The organism is Paractinoplanes tereljensis (assembly GCF_016862435.1).
Classification (GTDB): domain Bacteria; phylum Actinomycetota; class Actinomycetes; order Mycobacteriales; family Micromonosporaceae; genus Actinoplanes; species Actinoplanes tereljensis.
This window is the reverse complement of record NZ_BOMY01000048.1, coordinates 51489-72639: the sequence shown is the minus strand read 5'-3', so window position 1 is coordinate 72639 and position 21151 is coordinate 51489. Positions and strand designations below refer to the sequence as shown.

Genomic DNA, 21151 nt, shown 5'->3' with positions numbered 1-21151 from the left:
GACTACTCCGATCGAACGGTCGTGAGCGCCTCGCGCGCCTGGGCGTACGCGTTGAGCACCTCACGCACCGGCGCCACCACGTATTCCCGGGCGACATCGGTGACGCCGGCCCGCAACTGCTGCTCGGCCCGGTGCCGGGCGCGCCGGGCACCCCAGTTGACGATCGGCTTGAGCAGCAACCAGAGCAGTACCCCGCCGAGCAGGCCACCGAGCAGGAACAGGGTGGGCAACGGCACCTCGCCGAGCTTCGGGTGATGCAGCTCGGGCAGGCCAAGGATGCGGACCACGTAACCGGCCAGCAGCCAGCCCAGCCCGAAGATCGCGGTGGCGGCGAGCAGCCACTGCAGGAGCCCGACGCCACGCCACCACAGCGGGGTGCGGGCGGTGCCCAGGTCGGCCTGGGCGACCGCCCGGTCGAGGGCGTCGGGCAGGTCGTCGACCCGGGAGCGAGCCGCGTTGCTCAGGGCCGGCGCCCACATCGGCGGCAGCGGCGCCGCGGCCCGGCTGGCCACCGCCCGCACGGACAGGCCGACGGCCGACTTCTGGGCGGCGTCGGCCTCGGGCACCGAGGTGCGCGGCACGATGTCGGTGGAGATCGCGTCGGTCGCCGGCTTGGCGCCCAGGTGCAGCCGGCGCAGCGGGTCGGGCCGCAGCTTACGAAGCCCGCGGACGACCGGCCAGCCGGTGGCGGTGGCGGCGCGATGACGGTAGGAGCCGGCCGCGGCGTCGGCGACCGCGCCGACCCCGGCGGAGGCGGCGAGCGCATCGGTGAGCTGCCGGACGGTGCTGCGGTCGATCTCGTCCTCGGCCGCCGGCGGGCCGATCATCGCGGTGAGCGGCTCGCCGACCGCCTCCAGGTCACCGGCCAGGCGGCGCAGCGCGGCCTGCCGGTCGGCGACCGTCTTCTCGAGCGTCCCGCGCAGCTCGGCCAGCATGCCGGGCTGCTTGGCCGAGGTGGCCAGCACCGGGGCGCCGGTCAGGCCGTCGTCCTCGAGCAGCCGGCGCAGGTCACCCAGAACCGTCTCGGTGTCCTGGGTGGACAGCCGGTCGGCCTGGTTGAGCACGACGATGGTGACGCCGGAGTGGTTGCGGAACTGCGACAGGTAGGCCTGGTGCAGGATCCGGTCGCCGTACTTCTGCGGGTCGACCACCCAGACCACCTGGTCGACCAGGCCGAGCAGCCGGTCGACCTCGAGCCGGTGGCTGCGCTCGATCGAGTCGAAGTCGGGCAGGTCGAGCAGCACGAGCCCGCGCAGCGCGACCTCGTCGTCGCCGTCGAGAGCGCTCTCCCGGACGAAGCGTTGCCGAGGCAGCACCCCGACCCAGTCCAGCAGGCGGTTGGCCGGTTCGAGCGGGCCCCAGACGCAGGCGTGTGCCGCGCCGGTGGTCGGCCGCCGCACGCCGACCGGCGACAGCTTCAGCCGGGCGAGGGCGTTGAACAGGCTCGACTTGCCGCTGCCGGTGCTGCCGGCCAGGGCCACCACGGTGTGGTCGCGGGACAGCGACAGCCGGGTGCCGGCCCGCTCGACCAGGGTGTGCGCCGCGACCAGGTCGGCGTCGGGCAGGTAGGGATCGACCAGCCGGAGGAACTTGGCCAGCGACTCCAGCCGCAGCACCAGTTCCTCGGCGTCGATCCGGCCGTCGGTGCTGGTCAGTATCCCGCGCACCTTCTCAACCAAGCTCATGAGGCGCTCCCCGTCAACGCGAGTTCCGCCCGGGCGATCTCGACCTCGGCGGCCGCCCGGCGCAGGTCAGTGGCCGGCGCGGTGTCGAGGCCGGTGGCCGCCGTGCGTTCGGTATAACGGCCGGCCTCGGCATCGAGCAGCTCACCCACCCGGAAGAGCAGATCTTCCCGGGCCCGGTTGGCCAGGCCCCGGATCGCCTGATCGCCGAAGACCGCCTCGAGCACCTTCTGCGCGGCCACCGTGGTGCCGACGCCGGCCGCCACCTCGAGCCCGGTCGGGATGAAGGCGGTCGAGGTGAAGACGGCGATCATCACGGCCAGACCGGCGCCGTTCACGGCGTAGGCCGCGCCCCGGGCGACCACCCGTTTCTCGGCGCTCTGCTCGCGGACCAGGCCGAGCACCCACTGCTGCCAGTCGCGCACCAGCCGGTCGGCGCGCTGCGGCAGGTCGGTCGAGGTGCGCTGCAGCGACGGCTCCAGCAGGGCGGCGCCGGCCGGGTGCGCCTGCCACGCCGAGTAGGCCTGCTCGGCCGCGTCGGTGGCGACCCCGCGCAGCAGGGTGACCAGCTGCGACTCCAGGGCCGTCTGCAGGTTGCGGCCGGGCAGCGGGCGCCCGGTGATCGCCGAGACCAGCTTGTCGCGCAGTTGCCCGACCCGGCTCTCCAGCGTGCGCATGAACTCGCCGGTGCCGACGAACTCCTGCCAGCGGGCCAGCACCTCACCGCGCAGCAGCCGGCCGTCGCGCAGTCCCTCGACCACGGTCTGCCGGGCGTTGCGGTAGGCGACGGTGACCCGCTCGTCGAGTGCGCGGGCGGCCACCGCCTGGTCGTCGGCCGCGTCGGCCAGCCCGGACACGGCCGGCCCGAGCGCCGCGAGCGCGCCGTCCAGGGTCTGCCGCACCACCGCCGAGCGGGCGTTGGCGTCGGCCGCGAGCTGCTTGAACCAGTCGTGCAGCGGGCCGATGACGTCCTCGGCGATCAGTCCCTGACCGTCGAGTGTGGTCTCCGGCAGCACGAACAGCGGCGCGGCGCCGAGGTTGCGGGCGGCCAGCATCTCGCGCAGGTGAGCGGAGATCTCGGCGGCCGCGTCGGCCGGGACCCGGTCGAGGACCAGGGCGATCACGGTGCCCCGCAGCCGGGCGGTGGTGAGCAGCTCCCAGGGCACGTTGTCGGCGTACCGAGCGGCGGTGGTCACGAACAGCCACAGGTCGGCGGCGGCCAGCAGCTGAGCCGCGAGCCGCCGGTTGCCCTCGACCACCGAGTCGATGTCGGGGGCGTCGAGAAAGGCCAGGCCGGCGCCGAGCGCCGGGGCCGAGACGATCTGCAGGGTGCGCGGATCGGCGCTGGACTCCGGGGTGCGGACCAGGCCGGGCAGCAGCTGACCCTGCCGGAACCACGCCAGGTCGGACGGGTTGCTGACCAGCACCGGCGAGCGGGTCGTCGGGCGCAGCACCCCGGCCGTGCTGACCGGAGCCCGGACCAGGCTGTTGACCAGCGTGGATTTACCGGCGCCGGTGGAGCCGCCGACGACCACGAGCAGCGGCGCGTCGAGCCGGGCGAGGCGCGGCAGGAGGTAGTCGTCGACCTGGGCGACAAGCGCCGCGCCGATCCGGCGGGCGTCCTCGGCCGAGGGCATGACGAGGGGGTAGGAAGCGCCACCGATCGTGGCTCGCAGGCCACTGAGCGCCTCCGCGAGCCGGGTCACCTCGGCCGGCGGTTCGGTCGGTTTTACCGGTTCTGGGGCGATTTCCGGCTCGGATAACGTTTCGGTTACCGTTGGCTGGTCGGCGGGCTCGTCGGCCTTCGCGTCATCTGCCGGTAACTCGATCTTGGTATCCGGATCACCTTCGGCGACCGGCTCGACGGCCTCGGTCGGCGCCTCGTCGGCGGGATCAGGATGTGGCTGACGGGACACAGCGGCTTCCGTAGGATCAGAGTTGTCCCCGGCGTCGGTCGAAACCGTGCTCGTCAGGCCCTTCTCGTCCGATCCGGCGGGCTCTTTCGTTGCGGCGTCCACGGCGGATTTGGCCGATGGACCGACCGCGTCACCGTGCGTCGTCACGGGTAAAGAGTGCCCGATCTATGCATGCAGGACAACAGGTGCCGGTATGCCGTGACCGGACAGGTATCTACCGAACTGCAAGGGTCGATACGTGTGTGAGTTGCGTCCGGTTGGCTCAAGTCCGAGTTGACGATGAGCATGCCCGTGGCATCATTGAGTCGGTTCCACTCAACCTTGTACTGAACCGAGCTCTGTAAGAAGCGAGGACCACCATGGCACGTGCGGTCGGCATCGACCTCGGCACCACGAACTCCTGCGTCAGCGTTCTGGAAGGAGGCGAGCCCACCGTCATCGCCAATGCGGAGGGCTCCCGGACGACGCCGTCGATCGTCGCCTTCGCCCGCAACGGCGAGGTGCTCGTCGGCGAGGTCGCCAAGCGGCAGGCGGTGACGAACCCCGACCGGACCATTCGTTCGGTCAAGCGTGAGGTCGGCACGAACTGGTCGATCGACATCGACGGTAAGAAGTACACCCCGCAGGAGATCTCGGCGCGGGTCCTGATGAAGCTGAAGCGCGACTCCGAGGCCTACCTCGGTGAGACGGTCACGGACGCGGTCATCACCGTTCCGGCCTACTTCAACGACGCGCAGCGCCAGGCCACCAAGGAGGCAGGCGAGATCGCCGGCCTCAACGTCCTGCGGATCGTCAACGAGCCCACCGCCGCGGCTCTGGCCTACGGGCTGGACAAGGGCTCCAAGGAGCAGACCGTTCTGGTCTTCGACCTTGGCGGCGGCACCTTCGACGTCTCGCTGCTCGAGCTGGGCGACGGCGTCATCGAGGTCAAGTCGACCTCCGGCGACAACCACCTGGGCGGCGACGACTGGGACCAGCGGGTCATCGACCACCTGGTCAAGACGTTCCGCGGTGAGCACGGCATCGACCTGGGCGCCGACAAGATGGCCCTGCAGCGTCTGCGCGAGGCCGCTGAGAAGGCCAAGATCGAGCTGTCCGCGGCCACCACCACCAGCATCAACCTGCCCTACATCACGGCCGGCCCGGACGGCCCGCTGCACCTGGACACCTCGCTGTCCCGGGCCGAGTTCCAGCGCATGACGCAGGACCTGCTCGACCGGTGCAAGGGCCCGTTCGAGTCCGCGATCAAGGACGCCGACGTCAAGCTCGCCGACGTCGACCACGTCATCCTGGTCGGCGGCTCGACCCGGATGCCCGCGGTCGCCGAGCTGGTCAAGAGCATCACCGGTAAGGACGCCAACAAGGGCGTCAACCCGGACGAGGTCGTCGCGGTCGGTGCGGCTCTGCAGGCCGGCGTGCTCAAGGGCGAGGTCAAGGACGTTCTGCTCCTCGACGTCACCCCGCTGTCCCTGGGCATCGAGACCAAGGGCGGCATCATGCACAAGCTGGTCGAGCGCAACACGACCATCCCGGCGCACCGCTCCGAGGTCTACACCACGGCTGACGACAACCAGCCGTCCGTGCTGATCCAGGTCTTCCAGGGCGAGCGCGAGATGGCGGCCTACAACAAGAAGCTCGGCACGTTCGAGCTCAGCGGCATCGCGCCGGCCCCGCGCGGCGTCCCGCAGATCGAGGTCTCCTTCGACATCGACGCGAACGGCATCGTGCACGTGTCCGCCAAGGACCTGGGCACGGGCAAGGAGCAGAAGATGACGATCACCGGCGGCTCCGCGCTGCCGAAGGACGACATCGAGCGGATGATGCGCGACGCCCAGGACCACGCCGACGAGGACAAGAAGCGTCGCGAGGACGCGGAGACCCGCAACCTGGCCGAGCAGCTGCAGTGGCAGACCGAGAAGTTCCTGGCCGAGAGCGGCGACAAGCTGCCCGAGGACAGCAAGAACAAGATCGGTGAGGCGCTCGGCGAGCTGCGTGGCGCGCTCGGTGGTTCCGACATCGAGAAGATCAAGGCGGCCCACGAGCACCTCTCGCAGGTCTCCCAGGAAGCCGGTTCTCTGCTGTACTCGCAGGGTGACGCCGCGCAGGCCGCGGCCGGCGGTGCCGACGGCACCCAGGCCCCGGGCGGTGCCCCGGGTGGTGCGACCGGCCCCGGCCCGTCCGCCGCTCCCGCTGGTGGTGCCGACGACGTCGTCGACGCCGAGATCGTGGAGGACGACAAGAAGTGAGTGCCGCGGACGACGAAAACGACGGTCAGGCGACCGAGCGGGTCGTCATCCGGGACCGCCGCAAGATCGATCCGAAGGCCGACGCGAAGGTCAAAGCCACCGCCGAGGCCAAGGAGAAGCCGATCGGGGGCGCACATCGCGCCGCCGAACCGGAGGAGGGTGCCGTGACTGAGGAGGCTGCCGAGCCGGCCGTCCCGGCTCTCGGTGCCGAGCTCGAGGCGCTGCGCAACGAGCTCGACGAGCGGACCCACGACCTGCAGCGGGTAACCGCTGAGTACGCCAACTACCGCAAGCGGATCGACCGCGACCGGTCGGTGGCCGCCGAGCTGACCACCGGAGCGCTGCTTACCGCACTGCTTCCGGTGCTCGACGACATCGACCGGGCGCGCGAGCACGGCGACCTGGTCGGGCCGTTCGCCTCGGTGGCCGAGTCGCTGACCGCGGTGACCGGCAAGCTCGGACTCACCGCGTTCGGTGAGAAGGGTGACCCCTTCGACCCGAACCGGCACGAGGCGGTCGCGCACCTGACGTCGGCTGACGTCACGGAGCCGACCTGTGTCGACGTGATGCGCCGGGGCTACTCGCTGGGCGAGCGGATGCTGCGCGCCGCGCTGGTCGCGGTGGCCGACCCGGAGTGATCTCACAGGCTCGTCCCGCCCACCGCATGCCGGTGGGCGGGACTACCGCTAGGCGGAGGTGGACGCGATGAGCTCGAAGGACTGGCTCGAGAAGGACTTCTATGCCGTCCTGGGCGTGAACAAGTCCGCCACGACCGACGAGATCAAGAAGGCTTACCGGAAACTCGCCCGCGACCTGCACCCCGACCGTAACCCGGACAACAAGGAGGCCGAGGAGAAATTCAAGGCCACCTCCGAGGCGTACGACGTGCTGTCCGACGACAAGAAGCGCAAAGAGTACGACGAGATGCGCTCGCTGTTCGGTTCGGGCGCGTTCCGTCGGGGCGCTCGGTCGGGCACCGGCGGTGCGCAGTTCGACCCGTCCGACCTGTTCGGCGGGTTCTCCGGCGCGGGTGCCGGGGCGGGCAGCCCCGGTGACCGCCGGTTCGGCGGGGCCGGTTTCTCGGACATATTCAGCTCGATATTTTCGGGCGGAGGTCCGGGCGGCAACGCCGCCGCGCGGCGCGGTCCGCGTCGAGGCCGGGACGTGGAGACCGAGGTGACCCTCGACTTCGTGCAGGCAGTGCGCGGTACGACGTTGCCGCTGACGCTGCGGTCGGCCGGCGAGTGTGACACGTGTCACGGCAACGGCGCCAAGCCGGGCACCACGCCGCGCACCTGTCCGCAGTGCCACGGCAGCGGCCTGATCTCCCGTAACCAGGGCTCGTTCAGTTTCAGCGAGCCGTGCCGGGAGTGCCAGGGCGCCGGCACCATCGTCGACGAGAAGTGCCCCGAGTGCCGGGGCACCGGTGGGGTCACCAAGGCCCGCACGATCAACGTCCGGTTCCCCTCCGGGGTGGCCGACGGCCAGCGCATCCGGCTCTCCGGCCGCGGTGAGCCGGGCGATCGCGGCGGTCCGGCCGGCGATCTGTACGTGCAGGTCATGGTGCGTCCCGACGACCTGTTCGGGCGCAGCGGCGACGACCTCACACTGACCGTGCCGATCAGCATCGCCGAGGCGGTGCTCGGCGCCGACCTCCGGGTGCCGACACTCGACGGCCCGGTCACCATGCGGGTGCCACCCGGCACCCCGAGCGGACGCAAGTTGCGGGCCCGAGGCAAGGGCGTGGCTCGCAAGGACGGACCACCCGGCGACCTGATCGTCACGGTCGAGGTTCAGGTGCCGGACTCCGTCACGGGGGAAGCGCGGGACGCGCTGGAGCGTTTCGCGAAACTGACCCCGCCGGCTGGGCGGGACCGGCTCGAAGCGCGCGTGCGCCGAGGCGGTTAGTACCTGATCGGGAGGTGGCACATGTATGAGGAGATCCACATCTCGGTGGAGCAGGCCTCTGACGCGAAGGTCCTGATCATTTCGGTGGCCGCGCGACTGGCCGGCATGCACCCGCAGACGCTCCGCCAGTACGACCGGCTCGGCCTGGTGCAGCCCGGCCGCGCCGGTGGTGGCGGCCGCCGGTACAGCGAACGTGACGTCGCGCTGCTGCGCGAGGTGCAGAAACTGAGCCAGGACGAAGGCGTCAACCTGGCCGGCATCAAGCGCATCATCGGCTTGGAACAGCTGGTCGCCGACCTGCAGCACCGGGTCGCCGAGCTGGAACAGCAGCTCGACGACGCGTACACCCGGATGGCGCACATGGAGAGCCCGTACTCGACCCGCGACCTGGTTCGCCAGGAGCGACCGTCCACGGCCCTGGTGGTCTGGCGGCCGCGCCGGTCGTCCGACAAATAACTACGAGCGGCCTTCCCGATGGGAGGGCCGCTCGTTCTTGCTGCGCACCTAGCGGCGGAACATCCCGAGGCGTCGGGGGTGGCGCACCAGGCCACCCTCGATCCAGTCGGCGTAGTCGAACGTCTCGGGCCGGCTCATCAGGGTGCGCACGTTGTGCGCCCAGATCGCCATCGGCTCGTCGCCGACCTCCTCGGCCCGCTCGACGAACTTCTTGAGACGTCGTTTTCGCTGGCTTGTCGCGTTTTGCCGGACCCCGTCGGCGGCGTAGATGTACATGCAGTGCTGCGCGAAGCGGCGCGCCGGGCACTGCCGATCCATGGCCAGCTCGAAGAGGGTCGGTGCGAGTACGTCACCGGAGATCAGGAGATCCCAGTCTCCGGGCATGGCATCGAGAGGCACTGACTCCGGGCTGTACGCCCACGCCTGCATCTCCTCCGGCCGAGGATCGACCGGGTTCGCAAATCCAAAGAAAGTCGACTCACGCACTGTCACGCCGCCGCCTAGACAGAAAGTCCGAATAACACGTAGTTGTCGAGCCGGAACGGTAGCGTGCCCAAAGTTCCTACGGAAGTGTTAGGGCATCACAATCGGATACTGGTCAGTAGCATTATGGAGTTCTGCCCGTAATGAGGGTCACTCACCTGCGGGAACAGGTGTCGTGCGGCGCTGCCGGAGGGCCATCCGCCGCCTGACAATGTTCTTGAACCACTGGTAATCGGGCAGCCGGGCGAGCATCGGCCCGGTGACGACGGTGATCAATACATAGGCGGTCGCCAGCGGCGCGAGCCGGGGCTCCACCCCGGACGCCACCGCGAGGCCGGCGATGACCACCGAGAACTCGCCGCGGGGCATCAGCGCGAGGCCGGCCCGCAGCTGACCGGGCAGCGCCACGCCGACCCGCTTGGCGGCCAGATAGCCGGTGAACACCTTGGTGGTCATGGTCAGCACGGCCAGGGCGAGCGCGGGCAGCAGCACCGGTGGCATGTCGGCCGGGTCGGTGGACAGCCCGAAGAAGACGAAGAACACCGCCGCGAACAGGTCGCGCAGCGGTTCCAGCATCTGGGTGGCGTGGTGCGCGACCGGACCGGACAGCGCGATGCCGACCAGGAACGCGCCGACCGCGGCGGACACCTTGAGCTCGGCCGCCACGCCGGCCACGAACAGGGTCAGCCCGAGCACGCTGAGCAGCAACGCCTCCGGGTCGGACACCGACATGGCCTTGCTGATCGCGCTGCCGTAGCGGATCGCCACCACCAGCACCGCGATCACCGTGACCACCGCGACGGCCAGCGCCTTGAGCCCGCCGACCAGCCCGACCCCGGCCAGCACGGCGGTGACCAGCGGCAGGTAGAAGGCCATCGCCAGGTCCTCGATGACCAGCACCGACAGGATCACCGGGGTCTCCCGGTTGCCGAGCCGGCCCAGGTCGCCGAGCACCTTGGCGATCACGCCGGAGGACGACACCCAGGTGATGCCGGCCAGCACCAGGGCGGCCTGCCAGCCCCAGCCGAGCAGCAGCGCGAAACCGGCCCCGGGGATGGCGTTGAGCAGCGCGTCGATCACCCCGGCCGGCGCGGCCGCGCGCAGGTTGCCGACCAGCTCGGTCGCCGAGTACTCCAAGCCCAGCATGACCAGCAGCAGGATCACGCCGATCTCGGCGCCGACCGAGATGAACTCCTCGCTGGCCGAGAGCGGGACGAACCCGCCGTGCCCGAAGGCGAGCCCGGCGAGCAGATAGAGCGGGATGGGCGAGAGGCCGAACTTGCGGCCGAGCCGGCCCAGCATGCCGAGCGCGAAGAGCAGCGCGCCGACCTCGATCAAGAGAATCGTCGTACTGTGCATCAGCTAGAAGGCCTAGTCGTCGTGTTCGCCGGCGAGGATGGCGGTGACGCCGTCCAGGCCATCGCGGGTGCCGACGGCCACGACCACGTCGTTCGCCTCGAAGACGAAGGACGGGCCGGGCGAGGCGATCACCTCGCGGTCACGCAGCACGGCCACGATCGAGGCACTCGTGCGGGTGCGGGCCCGGGTGTCGCCCAGCTTGCGGCCGACGAACGGCGAGCCGGCCGGCAGCGCGATCTGCTCGGTCAGCAGACCGGCGGCCTGCTGCCGCAGCCCGGCGAGCTGGCCGAGCATGAGCGACGCGCCGAGCACGTCGGCCAGGGCCTCGGCCTCACCGTCGGTGAGCGGGATCGAAGCGAGGCACGCGTCGGGGTCATCCACGTCGTAGAGCACCAGGTCGCGACGGCCGTTGCGGTGGGAGACCACCCCGACCGTACGACCTGAGGAGGTCACGAGGTCGTGCCGGACACCGATGCCCGGCAGCGGAGTCTGTTCTACCCGTACACGCACGCCGACCACCGTAACGGACTCGGAGGGGTGCACCCTTCCACTATGGGTGATATGCCGGTTCTGTGCGGGAGAATTGATCAGACGAAAGGGCCTCGGCGGCCTTCGGCCTGACTTGGCCGCTGGCAATCAGCAGGACCAGGCCAAGAACACAAAGACCGAGATTCAGGCCGTACGCGAGACGGAAGCCAAAGTGCTGGGCCAGGCCGAACAGGGGTGCCGCCAGGATCTGGCTGACCGGGAACGTGTTGGTCACCATCGTGGTGGCCCGGCCGGGGTGGTTCGGCATCATGTCCTGCACGTACGAGATGCTCAGCGCGCCCACCGTCGAGATGACCATGGCCTGCAGCACCTGCGCCGCCACCAGCACCCAGACGTCGGTGGTGACCACCACGATCGCGTGGTAGCCGACCGCGCACGCCACCCCCACGTAGATCAGCCGGCGTACCGGGATCCGGGTGGTGAGCGCGCCTAGGGCCAGCATCATCGGGATCTCCAGCGCCGCGCAGACGCCGAGGACCAGGCCGGCCTGGCTGATCGAACCGCCCAGGTCGTCGCTCACGAACAGCGGCATGGCCTGCACGTTCAGGGTGGAGGCGGTGGTCACCGCGGTGAAGCTCGCGATGATCAGGAAGAGCGTGAGCGGGCGGATCGTGAGGCCGGTCTGCGTCTCGACCTCGGCGGTGCCCACGGCCGTCGGCGGCACCCGGGGCAGCCAGAAGACGATCATCAGGGCGCCGAGCAGATAGAGCGCCGCGGCCATCCCGTACGTCCAGCCGAAGCCGTGCGCGGCCAGCACCACCGCGGCCAGCGGCGGACCACCCACCCAGGCGGCCGAGAAGAGGGTGCGCAGCGCACTGATCCCGAAGGCCACGCGACCCGGATCACGCTGTTGGAGCAGTTGACGGGCGTACGCGAAGCTCTGCGGGAAGAGTGACCCGGCCACCGCGGTGAGAGAGACGGTGACCGCGAGCACCGCCCAGTAGTTCTGGAAGAGCGCGGTCAGCGCGGTGCCGGCGGCGCCGGCCAGGGCCGCGCCGATGAGCAGCGGCCGGCGGATCGGCCAGCGGTCCGAGGCGCGCCCGATCAGCCATGAAATGAAAACGCCGGAGATCGGGGCGACGATCAGGAACGCGGTCGTCGCGACCGGGCCGGCGTGCAGGCCGTCGGCCAGGAAGAGCGCAAGGTACGGGCCGACGAACGACGTCGCGAGGCCGACCACGATGAAGATGAGGGAGAGCGGGAGAAGCCGGCGGAGCGAGGGTGGTGCGGCCATGGTTCCCTCACGCTACGGCTCGCGGGCGCATGCTCAGAAGTGGTGGTGTCGACCATCACGATCGACGTTGTCGTGATGGTTCCGTGGTCGTAGAGTTGAGCGGCGTAGGCTCAAGTCTGCTGAGCTTCAGGGGAGCACATGAACGCCGAACGTTTGACCACCAAAAGCCGCGACGTAATCACGGGGTCGGTCGCCGACGCGGGCCGGCGGGGGCATGCCACGGTCGAGCCGTGGCACCTGCTGCTTTCGCTGCTGGACACCGGCGGGTCCACCGCTCCGGCGCTGTTGCGCGCGGTCGGTGCCAATCCCGCCGACGTCCGCCGGGCCGCCGTGCGCGCCATCGAGCAGCTGCCGTCGGCCCGGGGTGCGAGCACCGCCGAGCCGTCGCTCTCGCGTGAGTTCGTCAATGCCATCGGCGAGGCCGAGTTGATCGCCCAGCCGCTCGGCGACGAATACGTGTCGACCGAGCACCTGCTGTCCGGCCTGGCCCGGGGCGGCGGCGCGGTGGGGCGTGCGCTGAAGGGCGTCGGCGCCACCGAGGAATCGCTGGTGGCCGCGTTCCCGCAGGTGCGCGGGGGCGAGCGGCGGGTGACCACCCCCGACGGCGAGCAGACCTACCAGGCGCTGGAGAAGTACAGCGTCGACCTCACCGCTCTGGCCCGCGAGGGCAAGATCGACCCGGTGATCGGGCGGGACGCCGAGATCCGCCGGGTGGTGCAGGTCCTCTCCCGGCGCACCAAGAACAACCCGGTGCTGATCGGCGAGCCGGGCGTCGGCAAGACCGCGATCGTCGAGGGCCTGGCCCAGCGGATCGTGGCCGGCGACGTGCCCGAGACCCTGCGCGACAAGAAGCTGGTCTCGCTCGATCTCGGCGCGATGGTGGCCGGCGCGCAATACCGCGGCCAGTTCGAGGAACGGCTCAAGAGCGTCCTCGAGGAGATCCGCGGCTCGAACGGCCAGGTCGTCACGTTCCTCGACGAGCTGCACACGGTCGTCGGCGCCGGCAAGGGCGAGGGCTCGATGGACGCCGGCAACATGCTCAAGCCGATGCTGGCCCGCGGCGAGCTGCGGATGGTCGGCGCCACCACGCTTGATGAATACCGCGAGCACATCGAGAAGGACCCGGCGCTCGAGCGGCGGTTCCAGCCGGTGGTCGTGGGCGAGCCGACGGTCGAGGACACGATCGGCATCCTGCGCGGACTCAAGGGTCGTTACGAGGCGCACCACCGGGTGCAGATCACCGACGCCGCCCTGGTCGCGGCGGCTTCGCTGTCCGATCGCTACATCAGCGACCGCTTCCTGCCGGACAAGGCGATCGACCTGATCGACGAGGCCGCCTCCCGGCTGCGCATGGAGATCGACTCCCGCCCGGTCGAGCTCGACCAGCTCCAGCGGCAGGTCGACCGGATGCGGATCGAAAAGCTTGCCCTGGAGAAGGAGACCGACCCGGCCTCCCGCGACCGGCTGGCCAACCTCGAGCGTGCGCTGGCCGACCGCGAGGAAGAGCTGACCGCACTGAACGCCCGGTGGGAGCGCGAGCGCGGCGGCCTCAACCGGGTCGGTGAGCTGAAGAAGCGGCTCGACGAGGCGCGGGCCGAGCTGGAGCGGGCCCAGCGTGACGCCGAGTGGGAAAAGGCGTCCCGCCTGCAATACCAGGAGATCCCCGCGCTCGAGCAGGAGCTGAACACCGCGGCCGAGGCGGACGAGGAGGAGAACGCCGAGCCGCCGATGGTCAAGGAGGAGGTCGGCGCCGACGACATCGCCGAGGTCATCTCGTCGTGGACCGGCATCCCGGCCGGCCGGATGATGGAGGGCGAGACCGCCAAGCTGCTGCGGATCGAAGAGTCGCTGCAGGCCAAGGTCATCGGCCAGAGCGAGGCCGTCGCCGCGGTGGCCGGCGCCGTCCGCCGGGCCCGGGCCGGCATCGCCGACCCCGACCGCCCGACCGGCAGCTTCCTGTTCCTCGGCCCGACCGGCGTCGGCAAGACCGAACTGGCCAAGGCCCTGGCCGGCTTCCTCTTCGACGACGAGCGGGCAATGGTCCGCATCGACATGAGCGAGTACGGCGAGAAGCACTCGGTCGCCCGTCTCGTCGGTGCTCCGCCCGGCTACGTCGGCTACGAGGAGGGTGGTCAGCTCACCGAGGCGGTGCGCCGCCGGCCGTACAGCGTGGTGCTGCTCGACGAGGTGGAGAAAGCCCACCCGGACGTTTTCGACGTGCTGTTGCAGGTGCTCGACGACGGCCGGCTCACCGACGGCCAGGGCCGCACGGTCGACTTCCGCAACGCGATCCTGGTGCTGACCTCCAACCTCGGCTCGCAGGCCGCCGACTTCACCATGGGTGACGAGGAGCGGCGCGACGAGGTGATGGCCGTGGTGCGGGCCCACTTCAAGCCGGAGTTCCTCAACCGGCTGGACGACATCGTGGTGTTCCACGCCCTCACCAAGGACGATCTGTCGTCGATCGTCGACATCCAGCTCGGGCGGTTGCGCGACCGGCTGGCGGAGCGGCGGCTGCGACTCGAGGTCGCGCCGGCCGCGGTCGAGTGGCTCGGCGAGCACGGGTATGACCCGATCTACGGCGCCCGTCCGCTGCGCCGGCTCATCCAGTCCTCGATCGGCGACATGCTGGCCAAGGCGTTGCTGGCCGGGGAGATCCGAGACGGCGACACCGTGGTGGTCGACCTGGGTGACGGCAAGGACAGCCTGTCTCTCCACCGAGCCTGATTCGGAGAAAGAAGAGGCCCCGGGGGTTCCCCGGGGCCTCTGTCGTGCTGACGCCTAGTTCGTTGCCTCCCGCTGACGGTAAGCGTGCGTCATGAGTACGTCGGTGACGTGGTGCTCGCCCTCGTCCGACCAGATGCGGATGCCGTCGCGGTGGAGCTGATACCGGACGTCCGTGAATCGGGTGCGGGTGTCGTCATGATGGACGACCGTCAACGTGTCAGCGTGTGGCATGTGGGACTCACCGGTCCTTAACTCTGGGGCAGCCGCGGTGTGGTCACGCGGCCGGCGTAATGGGATGGGTGCCCGGCTGCGGTCTGCCTCGGCCCCGGCGATCTGTTTGCGGGGCGGGCGACTCGTGCGGGCAGGTGGCGTCGCCGGAGGTCTCTGCTGCCAGGTCGGCGCCACGGATCGAAGTGTAGGGGCCTCAATCGCCCCGTGTCGCCCCCTGATCGAGCGACCTATTTCCGGATATTTCGGCCATCTTCGCCCGATGTTGCCACAGCGTGACTCCGTGCGCAGGCGGTCGCGAATGTGGACCCGGCCCGATACCGTGAGCGTGGATCAAGATTGGGGGAATCGTGACCCTTCCCGGCTTTTCTGCATCCGCGCCCCGGGTGAGACCAGGCACCGTGAGTGCGGCGGCCTACCTGCTCTACCTGGTGGCCGTCCTCGAAGTGATCAATGCGATCCTCACGTTCGCGACGCTCGGTGCGGTCACCGACGCCATCTCGGACGTCTACGCCAACACCACGCTCTCGGACAACGCCGACACGATCATCACGGCCTTCTACGCCGGCGGCGCGATCGTCAACCTGCTGCTCGGTGCTCTCTTCGCCGTCCTGGGCGCCTTCGACAGCCGCGGCAAGAACTGGGCTCGCATCGTCACCTGGGTGTTCGGTGGCATCGCGCTCTGCTGCGTCGGCGCCGGCCTGGGCAGCAGCAGCATCTCCGGCTCGCTGGAGACCAGTGGCGACACGGCCGGCGGCCCGACTCCCGACGAGATCCAGCAGCGCCTCGACGCGGCTCTGCCGTCCTGGTTCACCCCGGTCGGCACGACGATCACGGTGATCGTGCTGATCGCCCTGCTCGCCGTGATCATCCTGTTGGCGCTGCCGAAGTCGAACGAGTTCTTCCGCAAGCAGCCGACAGCCGACCAGTGGGGCCAGCCGGTGCCCGGCTACCCGCAACCGGGCTATCCGCAGCCGGGTTACCCGCAGTACCCCGGGCAGGCTCCCGGCTACCCGCCGCCGGCCGCGCCCGGGAACCCGCCCTATCCGAGCCCGCAGCCGCCGCCGCCCGGTCAGCCGGGCTATCCGCCGTACCCCGGTGGGCAGCAGCCGCCCGAGCAGCCGCCCAATCCGCCCACCAACCAGACCTGATCCGGCCCGCACGGTAGGTTCGGGCCAACGGATCACCGTGGGGAGTCGTCGATGTCGTACCCAACTCTGCTACCGCCTGCCGTAGCGCCGCCCGCACCCGAGGGGCGCCCGCCGGTGGTGTCCGCCGCCGCCCTGCTGCTCTGGGTGATGGCCGGAGTGGGGCTGATCTACGCCATCGTGACCATGGCGGTGGTGCCCGGAACGATCAGCCGGTTCCGCGACGCGGCCGACGGCGCGATGCAGGTGTTCCGCAGCAGCGTCGACCCCGACACGTACGTCGCGGTGGTGTGGCTCGGCGCGGCCGTCGCCCTGGCGCTGGCGGTGATCGTGTTCGCGCTGTTCGTGGTGCTCGGCCTCGCGTTGCGCCGAGGCAGCAACATGGCCCGCACCGCCACGCTCGTGGTCTGCGGCCTCGGCGCACTCGCCGGCCTGGGCAGCCTGATCACGGTCGGCGCCCAGCGCGGCGGCGACGCGGCACCCACGTCGGTCGGCCAGCAGCTGACCGACTCGTACCCGAGCGGCTGGCTCGGCGTGAACATCTCGGTCTCGGCGGCGCAGGTCCTCGCGTACCTCCTGGTGGCGATCCTGATCCTGGCCGCACCGAAGGTCTTCTTCCGCCGCGCCGCGGCGGCCGAGCCGGCTCCCGCCGCCTTCCCGCAGTACGGCGCCCCCTATCCCGGCCCGGCGGGCTACGGCCCGCAGGGTTTCGGCCCCGCTTCGGCCCCGCCGGCCTTCGGCCCGGCGTCCGCTCCGCCGGCGCTGGGTGCCTACGGTCCGGCCTCGGCCCCACCGGCCGTCGGTTGGTACGGCCCGGCCTCCGCCCCGCCCGCCCCGGGCGGCTTCGGCCCAGCCCCGTTCCTGCCTCCCGGCCAGGGCTTCGCCCCGCCGCCCGGCCAGGGTTACGGCCCGCCGCCCGGCCAGGGTTACGCCCTGCAGCCCGGCCAGGGTTACGCCCCGGCTCCCGGTCCGGGCTATGCGCCAGCGCCTGGCCAGGGGTACGGGCCGCCACCCTCGCAGGGCTACGGGCCGGCATCCGCTCAGGGCTACGGGCCCGCGTCCGCGCCGCCCGCGACGGGCGCCTTCCCAGCGTTGCCGCCAGGACCGGGGTACGGCCCGCCGTCTGCGACGGGTGCGTTCCCGGCGGGGCCTGCCGGTTCCGATTACGGGCCGCCGTCTGCGACGGGCGCGCTCCCGCCGGCACCTGCCGACCCCGACCGCGGCCCGGCCCCGACGGGGCCTGCCGGTTCTGACTACGGGCCGCCTGCGACCGGGGCGTTCCCGGCTGCGCCTGCCGGCCCTGACTACGGCCCAGCCTCGGCTCCGCCCGCGATGGGGGCAGTTCCGCCGTTGCCGGCCGGCTATGCCGATCCCTCCGCGCCGCAGGGCTGGCCCGGCCAGCCCGCGCCAGGCCTTCCGCCCTATCCCGGCCAGCCCGCGCCCTTCGCCGGCCAGCCCGGCGGCTCGCCTTACCCAGGTCAGCCTGGCGGCCAGCCCTTCCCAGGTCAGCCTGGCGGCCAGCCCTTCCCAGGGCAGCCCGGCGGCCCGCCTTACCCGGGTCAGCCTGGTGGTCAGCCCTACCCCGGTCAGCCCTATCCCGGTCAGCCGGGGCCGGGCATGTCGCCCTACGCCGGACAGCCGGGGCCGGGCCTTCCGCCCTATCCCGGCCAGCCCGGGCCGTGGGCTTCGCCGTATCCGGGCCAGCCGGTGCCCGGCTTCCCGCCCTACCCGGGCCAGCCGGCCGCCTATGGCCCGGCTTATCCGGCAGGGCCTGGCTACCCGGCGGTAACGCCGCCTGATCCCAACCAGGCGGCACTGTGGGGGCCGCCGGCGGCCCCTCAGGCGCCCGCGGCGCCCCAAGGTCCATCCCAGGATGGCTCGGGGGTAGACGCGGCGTCTCAGGGCCTGGTGGCGGCTCAAGGCCATGCGGCTCAAAGCACGACGGACCCAGGCCCTGCGGGCGCAGCCCAAAGCCCGGCTGCCCAAAGCCCAGCTGCCCAAAGCCCGGCTGCCCAAGGCGCGGTGGCTCAGGGCGCGGCAGCCCAAGGCTCGGCGGCCCAAGACGCCGCGGCTCAGAGCGCGGCGGCCCAAGGGTCTGCGGCGTCTGACTCGCGAGAGGGTAGTTCCTCGGCTTCGAGCGATTCAGGTACCTCTTTCGAGGTGTCGTCGGGCTCGGCGTCGGCCGGTGATGTTGCTGCCGCGACGGGGGCCGGCTCACCTGCGGAGGGGGCGGACGGCGCTCCGGAGTCGACGGTGGCGGAGTCCGGCGGGCGTGAAAAGTCCTCGGGAGCTACGAAGAGCGACGACGACTACTGGGCCCGCCCGGTGGAGTAACAGGTCACGGGGTGTCTCGTATCGACCGCCGTGCGTCACCCGAACGGGTAGCTTTGTCCTTCGGAGTTGTCCCTCTATCGGCTGTCCGGATGGTTGTTCGCCAGCCGGTCGGAGGGTGTTTTTCGCTGGATGGGTAAACGTCCGTTCGCGCGATTCACAGGACCTTCCCAGCGCCACGACCGGGTGATCTGTTGGCCCCTGGTCATGTGACGGTGGACATAGGCGCTTTGAGCTGCGTCGATGCGTCTGGGATGGGGCGAAAGGGACCAGGGTAACTGTTAAGTTTATTTTCAGATCGGCCCAATGCTGTGCGTCAATAGTTCCCTTCCGCCCCGCCGGGGCGAAAGGTACGAGTTTCGTTCCAGCCAGTACGCTCGATGCATGGAAGCACGCCACGACCTGCGTAAATTCATCACTGAATTGTCCGTCGCGGAGCGTGGTGCCGTGCTTTCATCGGGTCGTGTAGTTCTCGCGCCGAGCCGCCTCGGCCGAGAGATCGCGCAGCGTGGCGAGATGGCAACAACGAGGTGGGTATCCGCCTCAACAAGTACGGATCAGCGACCCGAAACAGATCGACGAATTGACAATGTGGGGCTCCTCACCCTGGGGGCGGGGATCGAGAGCCCGACACGCACGGGCAGCGACCAGACGGCGGCTGAGGCGTTGCAGGAGGCAGAGACCGAAGTCGGTGCGCCAGAAAGGGTCGATCGCAAGGGCGGGATGTCAGACGTCCGGCGATCAACCGAGAAGGTGATCGATATCGGCCTTACGGCCTGAAAGTTAGCCGGTTCGTTCCTGCGCACATGCAGGAGAATCGATGCAGTTGGTGGAAGGATGGAGATCGTGGGAACTGCGTTGGCGGAAATGACAATGCCTCAGATCTCGCCGCTTGCCGGCGAGCCAATTGAACGTGCCGACGCCGAGCGGCTCGCGGGAGTGCTGAAGGCACTCGCCGACCCGGCCCGGCTGCGGCTGCTGAGCCTCATCCAGTCCGCAACGGACGGCGAGGCGTGCGTCTGCGACCTGACGGCCCCCCTGGGCCTTTCGCAGCCGACCGTGAGCCACCATCTGCGGATCCTTACGGAGGCCGGCCTCCTCGAGCGCGAGAAGCGGGGCGTGTGGGCGTACTACCGGCTGGTGCCGAGCGCCATCGCGACCATCGCTGACCTTCTGACGCCGCCGCGTAAGCGGGCGACCAAGAAGGCCCGCTAAGCAGCAAGGCGGAAACGCCTGGCGTCACCGTCATGGGGGCGTGGCGCCAGGCTGAAGTCCCCTCCCTCCAGTCCACCCCCCGGACCCGAGGAGTAATGGGTGAACTACGTTCCGGGTGACCTGCGCGACCAACTCGCGCATGTGGGCTACGACGTGGTCCAAGCCGGCCTTGTCGTCGGCTCGGGCGGCAACGTGTCCGCACGGATTCCCGACGAGGACGCCATCTGGGTGACCGCCAGCGGTGTCTGGCTCGACCGGCTGAGTCGCAGCAGTTTTGCGGCAGTGCGGGTCGAGGACGGCGCACGCGCGACGATCGGCGACCTGCCGACGCCGCGCATCGAGCCGACCAGCGAGTTGGCGCTGCACCTGGCGCTTTATCGGGCACGCCCGGACGTCAATGCCGTCGTGCATCTGCACCCGCAGACCGCGCTGCTGCTTGACGCGCTGGGTGAGCACATCCGCATCGTCACCACCGATCACGCCTACTACCTGAGGCGGGTCTCGACGGTGCCGTTCCGACTGCCGGGTGGTCCCGAGATCGCGGCGCTGACCGCGGCGATGGCCGCCGACGGCACTGACTGCCTGGTGCTCAGCCACCACGGCTGCGTGGTGATGGGCGACTCTGTCGAGCTGGCCCACAAGCGGGCCCGCAATCTTGAAGAGGCTGCCCAGCTGACCTACCGCGCTCTCGCGGCCGGCCGGCTGGAAAACCTGCGCGACTGCCCCGAGGAGTTCCTGGACCGCCTGTCCGGCTCCGCCGCGGTTTCCGTCTAGCAAGTCCGTGCAGCACGTCCCAGAAATCGAAAAGGCCGGCCCACTCGGGCCGGCCTTTCGGTTGTTCCGATCAGTGCTTGCGGTGTGACCGCGGGGTGCGCGGCTCCTCGTCCTCGTCGTCGCGGACCGCGTCGACCAGGCCGGCGATGCTGGCCGCCGCCACCACGCCGATCGCCTGCGACGGTTCCGGCGAGGTCGAGCCGGGGCCGCCACCCTGCTTCTTGTGCTTCCGCTCGCGGATCATCTCGATCAGGATCGGCAGGATCGAGATCAGGATGATGACCGCGACCACCGGCAGGATGTAGTGGTCGATCTTGTCGCCGATGGCGTCGTAGATCTGCTGAGCCAGCGCGTGCCCGAGGATCAGGATGCCGTCGGTCCAGAGGACCGCGCCGACCACGTTCCACACGAAGAACTTTCGGGCCGGCATGCCGAGGGTGCCGGCCACCGGGTTGAGGAACGTGCGCACGATCGGGATGAAACGGGCCAGCACGACTGCCTTGGCCGGGCCGAACTTCTCGAAGTAGTACTCGGCCTTCTCGACGTACTCCCGCTTGAAGAGCTTGGAGTCGGGTTTCTCGAACATCCGCCGGCCGTAGCGCGCGCCGAGCCAGTGGCCCAGCTGGGCGCCGATGATCGCGGCGATGGGCGCGCCGATCAGCAGACCCACGAACGAGATCTGGGTGTTCTCGCCGAAGATCGAGTCGGCCACCGGTGAGGACGCCACGCCGGCCAGGAACAGCAGCGAGTCGCCGGGGAAGAAGAAACCGACCAGCAGTCCGGTTTCCGCAAACATGATCGCAATGACACCGATGAGTCCGAAGGTATGAATCAGATCTTTCGGACTCAACGGGTTGAGCGCGAGCTGCTCGCTGAGCGCATGGATGTCCACGAG

18 protein-coding genes are annotated in these 21151 nt (G+C 70.2%); 10 read left to right on the top strand and 8 right to left on the bottom strand.

Features of this window, described 5'->3' with window-relative positions; translation table 11 throughout:
* Positions 1 to 2 precede the first annotated feature (2 nt).
* Positions 3 to 1685, bottom strand: coding sequence for a GTPase (locus Ate02nite_RS37585; protein WP_203812675.1), 1683 nt, complete (start codon positions 1683 to 1685; stop codon positions 3 to 5).
* Complete coding sequence (locus tag Ate02nite_RS37580; protein WP_203812674.1) at positions 1682 to 3598, bottom strand: GTPase domain-containing protein; 1917 nt, start codon at positions 3596 to 3598, stop codon at positions 1682 to 1684. Before Ate02nite_RS37580 ends, Ate02nite_RS37585 begins: the two co-directional genes overlap by 4 nt.
* A 359-nt stretch (positions 3599 to 3957) precedes the next feature.
* Here Ate02nite_RS37580 and dnaK point away from each other — a divergent pair, with 359 nt between their 5' ends.
* The 4 genes from dnaK to Ate02nite_RS37560 all read left to right on the top strand — a co-directional run bounded on the left by dnaK (position 3958) and on the right by Ate02nite_RS37560 (position 8208).
* Complete coding sequence (gene dnaK / locus Ate02nite_RS37575) at positions 3958 to 5844, top strand: molecular chaperone DnaK (RefSeq protein WP_203812673.1); 1887 nt, start codon at positions 3958 to 3960, stop codon at positions 5842 to 5844.
* A complete protein-coding gene (gene grpE / locus Ate02nite_RS37570) occupies positions 5841 to 6482 on the top strand; it encodes a nucleotide exchange factor GrpE (RefSeq protein ID WP_203812672.1) in 642 nt (213 codons plus the stop codon). Before dnaK ends, grpE begins: the two co-directional genes overlap by 4 nt.
* Positions 6483 to 6549: 67 nt before the next feature.
* The gene (dnaJ, locus tag Ate02nite_RS37565) at positions 6550 to 7752 is read left to right on the top strand and encodes a molecular chaperone DnaJ (protein WP_203812671.1); all 1203 of its coding nucleotides are present in this window, start codon (positions 6550 to 6552) and stop codon (positions 7750 to 7752) included.
* A 21-nt stretch (positions 7753 to 7773) separates the two neighbouring features.
* Positions 7774 to 8208, top strand: coding sequence for a heat shock protein transcriptional repressor HspR (locus Ate02nite_RS37560; protein WP_203812670.1), 435 nt, complete (start codon positions 7774 to 7776; stop codon positions 8206 to 8208).
* Positions 8209 to 8256: 48 nt separating this feature from the next.
* On the opposite strand, the gene Ate02nite_RS37555 is transcribed toward Ate02nite_RS37560, so the two are convergent.
* The 4 genes from Ate02nite_RS37555 to Ate02nite_RS37540 form a co-directional block, all read right to left on the bottom strand.
* Complete coding sequence (locus Ate02nite_RS37555) at positions 8257 to 8700, bottom strand: hypothetical protein (RefSeq protein WP_203812669.1); 444 nt, start codon at positions 8698 to 8700, stop codon at positions 8257 to 8259.
* 141 nt (positions 8701 to 8841) lie between these two features.
* Positions 8842 to 10050: a cation:proton antiporter gene (locus tag Ate02nite_RS37550; protein WP_203812668.1), complete on the bottom strand. Its 1209-nt coding sequence runs from the start codon at positions 10048 to 10050 to the stop codon at positions 8842 to 8844.
* Between the two features lie 12 nt (positions 10051 to 10062).
* The gene (locus Ate02nite_RS37545) at positions 10063 to 10560 is read right to left on the bottom strand and encodes a cation:proton antiporter regulatory subunit (RefSeq protein ID WP_203812667.1); all 498 of its coding nucleotides are present in this window, start codon (positions 10558 to 10560) and stop codon (positions 10063 to 10065) included.
* A gap of 40 nt (positions 10561 to 10600) precedes the next feature.
* Positions 10601 to 11833, bottom strand: coding sequence for a sugar efflux transporter (locus Ate02nite_RS37540; RefSeq protein ID WP_203812666.1), 1233 nt, complete (start codon positions 11831 to 11833; stop codon positions 10601 to 10603).
* Positions 11834 to 11971: 138 nt separating this feature from the next.
* Here Ate02nite_RS37540 and clpB point away from each other — a divergent pair, with 138 nt between their 5' ends.
* Positions 11972 to 14560 carry an ATP-dependent chaperone ClpB gene (clpB, locus tag Ate02nite_RS37535; RefSeq protein ID WP_203812665.1) on the top strand — a complete coding sequence of 863 codons (2589 nt, stop codon included), beginning with the start codon at positions 11972 to 11974 and terminating at the stop codon, positions 14558 to 14560.
* A 54-nt stretch (positions 14561 to 14614) separates the two neighbouring features.
* On the opposite strand, the gene Ate02nite_RS37530 is transcribed toward clpB, so the two are convergent.
* Positions 14615 to 14791, bottom strand: coding sequence for a hypothetical protein (locus tag Ate02nite_RS37530; RefSeq protein WP_203812664.1), 177 nt, complete (start codon positions 14789 to 14791; stop codon positions 14615 to 14617).
* Positions 14792 to 15189: 398 nt separating this feature from the next.
* On the opposite strand from Ate02nite_RS37530, the gene Ate02nite_RS37525 reads away from it, so the two are divergent.
* From Ate02nite_RS37525 to Ate02nite_RS37505, 5 genes are all read left to right on the top strand, one after another.
* Entirely contained in the window at positions 15190 to 15939 is a 750-nt protein-coding gene (locus Ate02nite_RS37525; RefSeq protein WP_239147991.1) for a DUF2076 domain-containing protein, read from the top strand.
* Between the two features lie 51 nt (positions 15940 to 15990).
* Positions 15991 to 18270 (top strand): hypothetical protein, encoded by a 2280-nt coding sequence (locus Ate02nite_RS37520; RefSeq protein WP_203812662.1) that lies wholly within the window; start codon positions 15991 to 15993, stop codon positions 18268 to 18270.
* A 381-nt stretch (positions 18271 to 18651) separates the two neighbouring features.
* The gene (locus Ate02nite_RS37515) at positions 18652 to 19047 is read left to right on the top strand and encodes a hypothetical protein (RefSeq protein WP_203812661.1); all 396 of its coding nucleotides are present in this window, start codon (positions 18652 to 18654) and stop codon (positions 19045 to 19047) included.
* A gap of 57 nt (positions 19048 to 19104) precedes the next feature.
* Positions 19105 to 19482: an ArsR/SmtB family transcription factor gene (locus tag Ate02nite_RS37510; protein WP_092549981.1), complete on the top strand. Its 378-nt coding sequence runs from the start codon at positions 19105 to 19107 to the stop codon at positions 19480 to 19482.
* A 99-nt stretch (positions 19483 to 19581) separates the two neighbouring features.
* Positions 19582 to 20256 carry a class II aldolase/adducin family protein gene (locus Ate02nite_RS37505; protein ID WP_203812660.1) on the top strand — a complete coding sequence of 225 codons (675 nt, stop codon included), beginning with the start codon at positions 19582 to 19584 and terminating at the stop codon, positions 20254 to 20256.
* A gap of 70 nt (positions 20257 to 20326) precedes the next feature.
* Here Ate02nite_RS37505 and Ate02nite_RS37500 read toward each other — a convergent pair whose 3' ends face one another.
* Complete coding sequence (locus Ate02nite_RS37500) at positions 20327 to 21148, bottom strand: DedA family protein (RefSeq protein WP_203812659.1); 822 nt, start codon at positions 21146 to 21148, stop codon at positions 20327 to 20329.
* Between the last annotated feature and the right edge of the window lie 3 nt (positions 21149 to 21151).